Genomic DNA, 12,066 nt, shown 5'->3' on the forward strand with positions numbered 1-12,066 from the left:
CCATGAGCGACACCATCCTCGTCATCAACGCCGGCAGTTCCAGCATCAAGTTCTACCTGTACGACATCGCCGACAAGCATGAACTGGCGCCCCGGCTGGGCGGCCAGCTTGAAGGCATCGGCACCACGCATCCGCGCCTGCGGGTGCGCGACGCGGCGGGAGAGACGCTGGTCGAGCGCGACATCGCGCCCAGCCACGCCCCCGACGTGCCCAACGCGCAGGAAGTCGTCGGTACATGGCTGAGCGGCCACCTGGGCGGCGCGCCGCTGGCGGTGGGGCATCGCGTGGTTCACGGCGGGCCGGATCTGTCCGAGCCGGTGCTGATCGACGACGATATTCTGGCCCGGCTTGAAACCTTCACGCCGCTCGCACCGCTGCACCAGCCCAACAACCTGGCGCCGATCCGCGTCATCCGCGAACGACGGCCGTGGATTCCGCAGGTCGCGTGCTTTGACACGGCGTTCCATCGCAGCCATTCCGACGTCGCCGACCGCTATGCGCTGCCCGAGCGCCTGTATCTGGAAGGCGTGCGCCGCTATGGCTTTCATGGGCTGTCCTACGAGTACATCGCACAGCGCCTGAAGCAGACGCTGCCCGACATCGCGATGGGCAAGATCGTCGTCGCCCATCTGGGCTCCGGCGTATCGGCCTGCGTCATGCACCAAGGCAGGAGCGTGGACAGCACCATGGGCTTTACCGCGCTGGAAGGCCTGCCGATGGGTACCCGCCCCGGCCGTCTGGACCCCGGCGTGGTGCTCTGGATGATGGAACAGGGCATGAGCCACGACGAGATCGAGCACATGCTGTATCACGACTGCGGCATGAAGGGCCTGTCGGGCATCAGCAACGACATGCGCGAACTGCTGGCCAGCAATGCGCCGTCGGCCAAGCTGGCGCTGAAATACTTCGCGTGGCGCGTGGCCGAAGGCATGGTCGGCCTGGGCTGCGCGACGAACGGCATCGACGGCATCGTCTTCACGGCGGGCGTCGGCGAGAACTCCGCCGAGATCCGCCAGGCGATCAGCGACCACTGGGGCTGGCTGGGCATCAAACTTGACCCCGAGCGCAACGCCCGCCACGGGCCACGCATCTCGACCGACGACAGCCGCATCGGCGTCTACGTGGTGCGCACGAACGAAGAATTGGTCATTGCTCAGCACACGCTCGCCCTCGTGAGGCAGCGATGAGCGCGCATCTGCCGCTGGCCGGCAAGCGCGGGCTGGTGACCGGCATCGCCAATGCCGACTCCATCGCGTGGGGCTGCGCCAAGGCGTTTCGCGCCATGGGCGCCGAACTGGCGGTCACCTACCTGAACGACAAGGCCCTGCCGCACGTGGCGCCGTTGGCGCAGCAGGTTGAAGCGCCATTGCTGATGCCCATGAACCTGCTGAACGACGGCGAGCTGGAGGCCGTCTTCAGCCGTATCACGGACGAATGGGGCGCGCTGGATTTCGTGCTGCATTCGGTGGCGTTCGCGCCGCGCGACGATCTGCACGGGCGGGTCACGGACTGCTCGCGCGCGGGCTTTCTGCAGGCGATGGACGTGTCGTGCTGGTCCTTCATCCGCATGGCCAAGCTGGCCGAGCCGCTGATGCGCAATGGCGGCGCCCTCTTCTGCATGAGCTACTACGGCTCGCAGATGGTGGTCGAGCACTACAACATGATGGGCCCGGTCAAGGCCGCCCTGGAATCCGCCACGCGCTATCTGGCGGCCGAGCTGGGTCCGCAGGGCATCCGCGTGCACGCGATTTCGCCGGGACCGCTGAAGACCCGTGCGGCGTCCGGCATCGCGGAATTCGACACGATGCTGGACCGCGCGCAGGCCAAGGCGCCGGCGCGCAGCCTGGTGTCGATTGACGATGTGGGCGAAGCGACTGCGTGGCTGGCCACGGATGCGGCACGGCTGATGACGGGGCAGACGCTGTACATCGACGGCGGGTATCACATCATTGATTGACGCGGGGTGTCAGACACCCCCGTCATTGGAAGGTCAGGCCAGCGTCGCCGGCCCGCCCTGGCGCCAGCGCTCGATGGCGTCGACCGCCTGTTCCGGGCTGCCGAAGATTCTGTCCGGTCCGATCTTTTTGACCAGGCCCGAACGCTGCAGCGCCTCGCGGAACTTGCCGTGGCCGCCAGCCACCAGCAGCGTGATGCCGCGCTCGTCCAGATTGCGCTTCAGTTCATATAGCGCCTCAACAGCGTCGGCATCGGCCTGCGTCATGGCTTCGGCGTCCAGCAAGAACCAGCGCACGTCGCCCGCCTGCTCGATGATTTCGCGGGCGCGGCGCCGGAACGCGTCCGCGTTGAAGAACCAGACCGAGGATTCGAAGAGCCAGATCACGGCGCCCGGCACCGGCTTGGCTTCGGGATTCAGGTGCAGCTTGCCCAGCACGGTTTCTCCGGGCAATCTGCCCAGCAACGCATCGCGGGGATTGCCGGACACGTACATGGCGTAGAGCAGCGTCGCGCCCACCGAGACGGCCACGCCTTGCAACACGCCGAATCCCACCACGCCCACGGCCGCCAGCACGCCGAACGCGAGCTCGATCCGCGAGATGCGCGCCAACCGCTTGAACGCCTGCCAATCGAACAGGCTGGCCGCAGCCAGCAGCAGAATGGCCGACAGCGCAAACTGCGGCAGCCAGTACAGCGGTGCGCTCAACAAGCCCACCACCACGGCCAGCGCGGCGGCCGCGCTGATGCTGACCAGCGGCGACGAGCCTCCTGCCACCAGCCCGACCGCGGTGCGCGAGTCCGCGCCCGTCACGACATAGCCCTGGAACAGCCCGGCCGCCACGTTGGCCGCGCCGAAGCCCACGAGCTCGCGATTCGGATCCACGTGTTCGCCCGTGCGCGCCGCAAAGCTGCGCGCGGTCACGATGCCGCTGGAAAAGCTGACAACCAGGACGCCCGCCGCGCCCAGCAGAATGCCGTCCACGCCTTGCAGGCTGACCGGCAGATTGAACGACGGCAACCCGGCCGGCACGTCGCCCACGACCGCGATGCCCAGCGCCGGAAAATTGAACAGCCACGACAGCAGGCAGGTCGCGACGACCAGCAGGATGGGCCCGGGCCACGACGGCCGCCAGCGCTTGACCGCCACCAGAAAGACGCACGACGCCAGCCCCAGGAACAGCGTCGGCATCCGGATCTCGGACAGGCGATGCGAGAGCTCCATGAACGGATGAATGAGGCCGCTGTTGCGCAGCCCCACGCCCGTCAGACCGCTTAACTGCGACATGGCCAGCGTGATCGCCACGCCGGCCATGTAGCCGATCAGCACCGGCCGCGACAGCAGATTGGCCAGCACGCCCAGCCGCAAGACACGCGCAATAAGGCAGCCCACACCCACGGTCAGCGCAATGCTGGTGGCGCCGAGCAGGCGCGATTCGGGCGTGGTCAGCGCCATGCCGGTCAGCGTGGCGGCAATGAGGGTGCAGGTGGCGGTGTCGGGACCCACGATGAGGGTGCGCGACGAACCGAAGAACGCATACGCCAGCATGCCGGCAATGGCGGCCCACAGGCCAGCGACGGGCGGCACGCCCATCATCGCGGAATAGGCCAGCCCCACCGGCAGCGCCACGGCGGCAACGCTCAGCCCCGCCATGATGTCGCGCCGCGCCGATTCACGCGTGATGCCCTGGAAGTTGGCCAGGCCTGGAATAAAGCGGAGATTCATGGTGCAGCGAGACGATCACAAGTGAATTCCCGCGAGCGGCGGGATGACCGCCCAAGCCTACACCAACCCCAAGCCAAGCGGCGCGCGACGAATCAAGGCGGCCGATGCGGGTGTCTGGCGTCTGAGCTGTGGCCCGGTGTCAGACACCCGTGCAGCACCCGTTCGATCTGGGCGTCCAGCGCATAAGGGTGTCAGACACCTGGAGCGAAGGTGTCTGACACCCCTGCGCCAGCCCCAGGCATGCCGGCAGCGTGCCGCGGGTGTCTGACACCCGTCCCACCATGACGGAATCTGACGCCCGAAAACGTCAGACGCCCGCCGCACGCCGCCCCTTCGCAGGACGGCGTATACGGCCGGAATCACCCCGCCGCGCGGGCTTCCAGCACGGCCACGGCGGGCAGGGTCTTGCCTTCCAGGAATTCCAGGAATGCGCCGCCGCCCGTCGAGATGTAGCCGACCTGCTCGCCAATCTTGTACTTGGCGATGGCGGCCAGGGTGTCGCCGCCGCCGGCGATCGAGAAGCCGTCGGAGTCGGCAATCGCGCGCGCCACCACTTCGGTGCCGTTGGCGAACTGATCGAATTCGAACACGCCTACCGGACCGTTCCAGACGATCGTGCCCGCCTGCTTCAGGATGCCGGCCAGTTGTTCGGCGGTCTTGGGGCCGATGTCCAGGATCATGTCGTCGTCGGCCACGTCGGTGGCTGCCTTGACGGTGGCATCAGCGTCGGCGCCGAACGACTTGGCGCACACCACGTCAACGGGGATCGGCACGGCCGCGCCGCGCTTTTTCATGATGTCGATGACGGCGCGGGCCTGATCGACCTGGTCGGGCTCGGCCAGCGACTTGCCGATGGACAGGCCGGCGGCCAGCATGAACGTGTTGGCGATGCCGCCGCCCACCACCAGCTGGTCGACCTTGTCGGCCAGCGATTGCAGGATGGACAGCTTGGTCGACACCTTCGAGCCGCCCACGATGGCGACCAGCGGGCGCTTGGGTTCGTGCAGGGCACGGCCCAGGGCGTCGAGTTCGGCTTCCAGCAGCGGGCCGGCGCAGGCCACGGTGGCAAAGCGCGCGATGCCGTGGGTGGTGGCTTCGGCGCGGTGCGCCGTGCCGAAGGCGTCGTTGACGTAGACGTCGCACAGCGCGGCCATCTTCTTGGCCAGCGCCTCGTCGTCCTTCTTTTCGCCGACGTTCACGCGGCAGTTTTCCAGCAGCACGACCTGGCCGTGATCGACCTTCACGCCATCGACCCAGTCGCGCACCAGCGGCACGGGCATGCCGAGCAGTTCGGACAGGCGCTGGCCGACCTTGGCAAGCGAATCGGCGTCGGTCAGCACGCCTTCTTTGGGGCGGCCCAGGTGGGACGTGACCATCACGGCGGCGCCGGCGTCCAGCGCCAGGCGAATGCCGGGCACCGAGGCGCGGATGCGGGTGTCTTCGCTGATGCGGCCGGCGTCATCGAACGGAACGTTGAGGTCGGCGCGGATGAACACGCGCTTGCCGGACAGCGCGCCGGCCTTGGCCAGCGCGGACAAAGTTTTGACCTTGGACATATTTGGATTCCTTCGGTAGGCGAACAAAGGGGACGAACCCATTTTCCGCATTGGCGGAAAACAAATCCGTCCCCTTATGGACTGGCGGAGTGCTTACTTGGCCGACATCAGCGCGACGGTGGTGTCGAGCATGCGGTTCGAGAAGCCCCACTCGTTGTCGTACCAGGACGAGACCTTGACCAGGCGGCCCGAGACCTTGGTCAGCGACGCGTCAACGGTGCTGGAGGCCGGGTTGTGGTTGTAGTCGACCGAGACCAGGGGTTCGGTGTTGTAGTCCAGGATGCCCTTGAGCTCGCCTTCCGAGGCGGCCTTCAGGATGCTGTTCACTTCTTCGGCGGTCGTGTCGCGGCTGGCCACGAACGACAGGTCGACCAGCGACACGTTGATGGTCGGAACGCGGATGGCGTAGCCGTCCAGCTTGCCGTTCAGTTCCGGCAGGACCAGGCCCACGGCGGCGGCAGCGCCGGTCTTCGTGGGGATCATGCTCATCGTGGCCGAACGCGCGCGGCGCAGGTCTTCGTGGTAGACGTCGGTCAGGACCTGGTCGTTGGTGTAGGCGTGAACGGTAGTCATCAGGCCGTTTTCCAGACCCAGCTTGTCGTTCAGCGGCTTGACCAGCGGGGCCAGGCAGTTGGTGGTGCACGACGCGTTGGAAATGACGGTGTCCGTCGACTTCAGCACGCCGTGGTTGACGCCGTAGACGATGGTGGCGTCGACATCCTTGCCGCCGGGGGCCGAGATGATGACCTTTTTGGCGCCGCCCTTGATGTGCGCGCCGGCCTTTTCCTTGGTGGTGAAGAAGCCCGTGCATTCCAGCACGACGTCGACCTTCAGGTCGCCCCACGGCAGTTCAGCCGGGTTGCGGTTGGCCAGCACGCGGATCTTGTCGCCGTTGACGACCATGAACTCGCCGTCGACTTCGACGGTGCCCGGGAACTTGCCGTGGGCGGTGTCGTAGCGCGTCAGGTGCGCGTTCGTCTTGGGATCGCCCAGGTCATTGATGGCGACGATTTCGATATCGTGCTTCTTGCCACCTTCGTAGTGGGCACGCAGGATGTTGCGGCCGATGCGACCGTAACCGTTGATGGCGACGCGAATGGTCATGACTAAGCTCCTTTTTTACAAAACTTGCTTGACGGTCTCGGCCACCTTGTCGGCGGTCAGCCCGAAGAACTTGAACAGTGCGCCGGCCGGTGCGGACTCGCCGTAGCGGTCGATGCCGACCACGGCGCCCTCCAGGCCCACGTACTTGTGCCAGAAGGCGGTGACGCCGGCTTCAACAGCCACGCGCGGCAGGCCCTTGGGCAGCACGGATTGCTTCCAGGCGGCGTCCTGCTTGTCGAAGACGTCGGTGCTGGGCATGGATACCACGCGCACGGCGATGCCTTCCTTGGCCAGCTGCGCCTGGGCGTCCAGGGCGATGGCGACTTCGGAGCCGGTGGCGATGATGACAGCGCGGGCGCCTTCGGCGTCGCGCAGCACGTAGCCGCCGCGAGCGATGGCGTCGACCGTGGCCGCGTCGCGCGGCACGAACGGCAGGTTCTGGCGGGACAGCAACAGGGCCGTCGGGCCGCCGTCATGCACGTCCATGCCGATGCTGGCCGGACGCGTCACGGCGGCGTTCCAGGCCACGGCGGTCTCGGCCGTATCGCAAGGACGCCACAGCGACAGGTTGGGAATGAGGCGCAGGCTGGCCGCGTGCTCGATCGACTGGTGGGTCGGGCCGTCTTCGCCCAGGCCGATGGAGTCGTGGGTGAACACGTGGACGACGCGCTGCTTCATCAGCGCGGCCATGCGGATGGCGTTGCGCGAGTAGTCGGAGAACGTCAGGAACGTGCCGCCGAACGGCAGGTAGCCGCCGTGCAGCGCGATGCCGTTCATGATGGCGGCCATGCCGAATTCGCGCACGCCGTAGTTGATGTGGCGGCCGAGCTGGATGCCCTTGTCGCCGGCGCGGACGGCGGCAACGCCCTTCCAGTCGGTGAAGTTGGAACCGGTCAGGTCGGCCGAGCCGCCCAGCATTTCCGGCAGCAACGGCGCCATCGCGGCGATCGCGAATTGCGAGGCCTTGCGGGTGGCGACGGTTTCGCCCTTTTCAAGTGTGGCGGAGAGGAAGGCCTTGAACTGATCGGCGTAGCCGGCGGGCATTTCGCCCTTCATGCGGCGCGTGAATTCAGCGGCCTCGGCGGGGAATTCTGCGGCGTAGGCGTCGAAACGCTTTTGCCATTCGGCTTGGGATTCGGCGCCCTGCTTGCGGCCATCCCAGCCGTCGTAGACGTCTTGCGGAATCTGGAAGGGTTCCGACGACCAGCCCAGCGCGGTGCGCGTGGCGGCGATCTCGTCCTTGCCCAGCGGCGCACCGTGCACGTTGTGCGTGCCGGCCATGTTGGGCGAACCCTTGCCGATCACGGTGCGGCAGACGATCAGCGTGGGCTTGTCCGACTGCGAACGCGCGGCCTTGATGGCGGCGTCCACGGCGGCGACATCATGGCCGTCCACGCCGCGGACGACGTTCCAGCCGTAGCCTTCGAAGCGCTTGGCGGTGTCGTCGGCGAACCAGTGTTCCACATGGCCGTCGATGGAGATGCCGTTGTCGTCGTACAGCACGACGAGCTTGCCGAGCTTGAGCGTGCCGGCCAGCGAGCACACTTCATGCGAGATGCCTTCCATCAGGCAGCCGTCGCCGGTGAACGCGTAGGTGTGGTGATCGACGAGCGTGTGGCCCGGCTTGTTGAATTCGGCGGCGAGCAGCGCTTCGGCCAGCGCCATGCCCACGGCATTGCCCAGACCCTGGCCCAGCGGGCCGGTGGTCGTTTCCACGCCGGGGGTGATGCCCACTTCGGGGTGCCCCGGCGTCTTGGAATGCAGCTGGCGGAAATTCTTGATTTCTTCGATCGGCAGGTCGTAGCCCGTCAGGTGCAGCAGGGCGTAGATCAGCATCGAACCGTGGCCGTTGGACAGCACGAAGCGGTCGCGGTTGGCCCAGGCGGGATCTTTGGGATTGTGGCGCAGGTTGCCGGCCCACAAGGCTTGGGCGATTTCCGCCATGCCCATGGGAGCACCCGGATGCCCGGAGTTCGCTTGTTGCACGGCATCCATCGCGAGGGCGCGGATGGCATCCGCCAAGGCAAGTTTAGGGGCGGTCGGATTGCTCATTCGGAAGGCTCTTTGAAACCGGCGCGCCTACAGAGGAAATAGGGCCGGTTGAGTAGGTTGCGAAGCAGGTGATTTTAGCATCAGGGGATTTCCCGGAGGCCATCGGCCGGATGCCCTATGTAATCGCGGGTTTCCAGAGGAATCGGCAGGGAGTGGTAGGCTACGCGAACTCGTCAGTCCCCACCCATTTCGAAGCCCGATTACCATGCCCGCCCCCCGTTTCCATTGCGACGTCCCGCTGGCCGCCGGCGCCCGCATCGCCCTGCCCGACGCCCTTGCCCATCACGCCCTGCGCGTGCTGCGCCTGCGGGCCGGCGAGGCCATCACCCTGTTCAATGGCCAGGGCGGCGAGTACCCGGCGGTGCTGGACGTCGAGGGCAAGGCGGGCTTTGCCCAGCTTGGCGACTTCAATCCCCGCGAGGCCGAACTCGGCGGGCGCATCATCCTGGCCCAGGGACTGCCGTCGGGCGACAAGATGGATTGGGTGGTGGAAAAGGCCGTGGAACTGGGCGCGGCCCGGGTCAGCCCGATCGCCGCGCAGCGCAGCGTGCTCCAGTTGTCGGGCCCGCGCCTGGAAAAGCGCGTCGCGCACTGGCAGCGCATTGCGCAATCGGCAGCCGAGCAATGCGGCCGCAACCGGCTGATGACCGTGGACGCGCCGCTGACGCTGGAAGCCTGGCTGGCGCAACCCGCCGAGGGGCTGCGCGTGCTGTGCCATCCCGAGGCCGATCAAGACCTGGCCGCCACCCTGCAAGGCGCGCCGGATCAGGCGGCCATCACCCTGCTGGTCGGCCCGGAAGGCGGCTGGTCGGACAAGGAATTGGAAGCGGCCCGCAAGGCGGGTGTGCAGGCCGTGCGCTTTGGCCCCCGGGTGCTGCGCACCGAGACGGCCGGTCTGGCGCTGTTATCGGCGATCAGCGCGCTGCGCGGGTGGTAGGTCAGTCGTTTTCGCCGTAGGGCGCGGCAGCCACGCCGGGCTCGGGTTCAGGGTGCGCGCCAGCGTGCTCGATGACATACGCGAACACGCGGCCATTTTCGTGCGCGAAATCCGCCGCGTCGGAGCACACGGTTTCGATGCGGCCGGCGTCTTCTTCAAGCGCCGGATCGCCGGAGTGCAGGCGGTACAGCCACAGCACCACACCGGATTTGTGATCCAGCACCGTGTCGCACAGGCAGTCGTAGAGGGCGTCAAGGTTGCCGCCGAAGTATTCGGGAAAATCCACCGCCTTGACGATGGCACGCAAGACCGCCGAGCGGCTGCGGCACGGGTCGCAATTGGCAACAAACAAGGACAGGCCAAGTTCGTGCGCGGCGTCCACCACGGCTTTCTTGTCGAGCCCGTCGTGAGCCAGCGCTCCGCCGCGCATCAGCTGCCGCTGCAAAGTAGATTGGCCATTGCGCGTCATGCCTGTGCCTCCCTGAAAAAGGCGATCACTTCGTCGTTACGTCGCATCGTATCGGCATAACCCAGTTCGATCAATCGCTTGGTGTAGCCGGCTTCGAACAGGAGGTAGGACATCAGCGCCCCGCCCCCCGGACGGTTTGGATCGGACGATACACCGAGTACGCGGAAAAGCGCACGCGCCTGTGCGGGCATATCGTGCAAATGTTCGAGCGCCATCAAATCCAGCGACTGGCTGGGCGTGATCGTCAACACCTCGATACGCCGCACGGTGGGCGGCCCGCCGTTCGGGTCCGCGTGGTCCATCAGGTAGTTGATGCGCTCCAGGCGCTCGACATCCGCCGACAAACCATCCAGGAAGATGCTCGACAGCGCATGCCCACCCACCTGCGCCAGCGACGGATACGGCGGCGAGGCTTCTCGGTTTTCGGGATGGGTGTCATCGCGGTAGCCCGTGCCGATCACCATGACGCGGTGCGCGCCCAGGTGGATCGCCGGACTGATGGGCGCGAGCTGGCGCATCGAGCCGTCGCCGCACCATTCGCCCTTGCCATGCACCTGCACCTGGCGCGCCGGAAACACGAAGGGAATGGCCGACGACGCCATCAGGTGTTCGATGCCGATGGGCGTGGGGATCGCCAGCCGCAGATAGCGGTGCCAGGGTTCGATCGGCGTATTCGCCTGGTAAAACGTCAAGTGCTCGCCGCTGGTGTAGCCCGACGCAGTGATGGCCAGCGCGGACAGCGAACCGCTCTCCAGGTTGGCGCGCAGATTGCTGAAGTCCAGCACGCGCTCCAGCAGCCCCTGCATCGGAGTGTTGTCGAGCAGCGAATGCGGGCGCTTGCGCGTCAAGCCGGAATACATCCAGCCCAGCGACAAGAGGCCCAGCCACCGCACGCCGGTGCGGATCAGGCCGGGCGCGTCGGCCCGGTAGATCATGTCGGTGTTCAGCGACGACCAGAGGCGGCGGATGCGCCGCACGCCCAGATGGGGCCGGTCGGCGCGGCAGGCCAGCGCGGCGGCGTTGATGGCGCCGGCGGACGTGCCGCAGATGATGTCGAAGGGGTTCTGGAACCGGGAATGCCAGTCCGGGTCCAGCAGCTCCATGATGGCGCTGAGCACCCCGACCTGATAGGCGGCACGCGCGCCGCCGCCCGTCAGGACCAGGCCGGTGGGCGTGCGTGGGCACGCCCTGCCGGCCGGCTTGACTTCAACGTGGCGTATTGACATCGACCACCGTCATCGCGGTCATGTTGACGATGCGGCGCACGGTGGAGCTGGAGGTCAGGATGTGCACGGGGGCATTGGCGCCCAGCAGGAACGGACCCACCGCGACGTTGCCGCCCGCCGCTGTCTTGAGCAGGTTGTAGGCGATGTTGCCCGAGTCGACGTTCGGGCACACCAGCAGGTTGGCTTCGCCCTTGAGCGTGGACGACGGCAGGATGCGCATCGCGGCGCATCTTGGCGCCCGACGCCGAGCTGCCCGAGCCGAAATTGCTGCGCGACAGCAACGCGGCCTTGGGCGCTAGGTACATCCGGCGCATCTCGCGCGCGGCGGCCACGGTAAATTCCGCGATCTGTTCAGCGGTGGGCTCATCGTTCACATGCGTGTCCACCAGCACCACCGTGCGCTCGTTGAGCAGCAGGATGTTCATGGCGGCATACACGTTGTGGCCCGGGCGGCGGCCGATCACCTCGTCCACGAAACGCAGGTGGTCGTGGTAGGCGCCAACAGAGCCGCAGACCATGCCGTCGGCATCGCCCAGGTGCACCATCATCGCGCCGATCAGCGTCATGCGGCGGCGCATTTCCACGCGCGCCATTTCCTTGGTGATGCCGCGGCGGCACATGCGTTCCCAGTAGGTCGTCCAATACTGATGGAAGCGCTCGTCGTATTCGGGGTTGGTGACTTCGACGTCCTCGCCCAGGCGCAGGCGCAGGCCGAGCTTTTCGATGCGGGTCAGCAGCACCGACGGACGGCCCACCAGGATCGGGCGAGCCAGGCCTTCGTCCACCACCACCTGCACCGCGCGCAGCACGCGTTCGTCCTCGCCTTCCGCGAACACGATGCGCGCCGGACCGCCTTCGCGCACGATGCGCTTGGCCGCCGAGAACAGCGGCTTCATGAACGCGCCCGAGTGGTACACGAACTGCTGCAGTTGCTCTTCGTACGCTTCCAGGTCCGCCAGCGGACGCGTGGCGACGCCACCTTCCATTGCAGCCTTGGCCACGGCCGGCGCGATGCGCACGATGAGGCGCGGATCGAACGGCTT

At 66.8% G+C, this 12,066-nt stretch carries 9 protein-coding genes and 1 pseudogene; 3 read left to right on the forward strand and 7 right to left on the reverse strand.

Going from position 1 to position 12,066, the window contains the following annotated elements:
• Positions 1-2 precede the first annotated feature (2 nt).
• Both ASD71_RS25100 and fabI read left to right on the forward strand, forming a co-directional pair.
• Entirely contained in the window at positions 3-1,187 is a 1,185-nt protein-coding gene (locus ASD71_RS25100) for an acetate/propionate family kinase (RefSeq protein ID WP_056570965.1), read from the forward strand.
• Complete coding sequence (fabI, locus tag ASD71_RS25105; RefSeq protein WP_056570967.1) at positions 1,184-1,957, forward strand: enoyl-ACP reductase FabI; 774 nt, start codon at positions 1,184-1,186, stop codon at positions 1,955-1,957. The genes ASD71_RS25100 and fabI overlap by 4 nt, the downstream gene beginning before the upstream one ends.
• Before the next feature lie 33 nt (positions 1,958-1,990).
• Here the strand turns inward: fabI and ASD71_RS25110 are convergent, their stop codons facing one another.
• The 4 genes from ASD71_RS25110 to tkt all read right to left on the reverse strand — a co-directional run bounded on the left by ASD71_RS25110 (position 1,991) and on the right by tkt (position 8,391).
• Entirely contained in the window at positions 1,991-3,679 is a 1,689-nt protein-coding gene (locus tag ASD71_RS25110; RefSeq protein WP_200949482.1) for a SulP family inorganic anion transporter, read from the reverse strand.
• A 359-nt stretch (positions 3,680-4,038) separates the two neighbouring features.
• Positions 4,039-5,235 (reverse strand): phosphoglycerate kinase, encoded by a 1,197-nt coding sequence (locus tag ASD71_RS25115; protein WP_056570969.1) that lies wholly within the window; start codon positions 5,233-5,235, stop codon positions 4,039-4,041.
• A gap of 93 nt (positions 5,236-5,328) precedes the next feature.
• Positions 5,329-6,339 (reverse strand): type I glyceraldehyde-3-phosphate dehydrogenase, encoded by a 1,011-nt coding sequence (gap, locus tag ASD71_RS25120; RefSeq protein WP_056570971.1) that lies wholly within the window; start codon positions 6,337-6,339, stop codon positions 5,329-5,331.
• A 15-nt stretch (positions 6,340-6,354) separates the two neighbouring features.
• On the reverse strand, positions 6,355-8,391 hold the full coding sequence (tkt, locus tag ASD71_RS25125; protein WP_056570973.1) for a transketolase: 2,037 nt from the start codon (positions 8,389-8,391) through the stop codon (positions 6,355-6,357).
• Positions 8,392-8,596: 205 nt separating this feature from the next.
• Here tkt and ASD71_RS25130 point away from each other — a divergent pair, with 205 nt between their 5' ends.
• Positions 8,597-9,328 carry a 16S rRNA (uracil(1498)-N(3))-methyltransferase gene (locus ASD71_RS25130; RefSeq protein WP_056570975.1) on the forward strand — a complete coding sequence of 244 codons (732 nt, stop codon included), beginning with the start codon at positions 8,597-8,599 and terminating at the stop codon, positions 9,326-9,328.
• A gap of 1 nt (position 9,329) precedes the next feature.
• Here ASD71_RS25130 and ASD71_RS25135 read toward each other — a convergent pair whose 3' ends face one another.
• The 3 genes and pseudogenes from ASD71_RS25135 to ASD71_RS25145 all read right to left on the reverse strand — a co-directional run.
• Positions 9,330-9,797 (reverse strand): barstar family protein, encoded by a 468-nt coding sequence (locus tag ASD71_RS25135; RefSeq protein ID WP_056570977.1) that lies wholly within the window; start codon positions 9,795-9,797, stop codon positions 9,330-9,332.
• Positions 9,794-11,023: a patatin-like phospholipase family protein gene (locus tag ASD71_RS25140; protein WP_235512334.1), complete on the reverse strand. Its 1,230-nt coding sequence runs from the start codon at positions 11,021-11,023 to the stop codon at positions 9,794-9,796. The genes ASD71_RS25135 and ASD71_RS25140 overlap by 4 nt, the downstream gene beginning before the upstream one ends.
• Positions 11,004-12,066: pseudogene (locus tag ASD71_RS25145) on the reverse strand (phosphate acyltransferase); the annotation flags it as partial. The gene ASD71_RS25140 and the pseudogene ASD71_RS25145, both read right to left, overlap by 20 nt.

Origin of the sequence: Achromobacter sp. Root565 (genome assembly GCF_001427425.1) — a bacterium.
Lineage (GTDB): Bacteria > Pseudomonadota > Gammaproteobacteria > Burkholderiales > Burkholderiaceae_B > Achromobacter > Achromobacter spanius_D.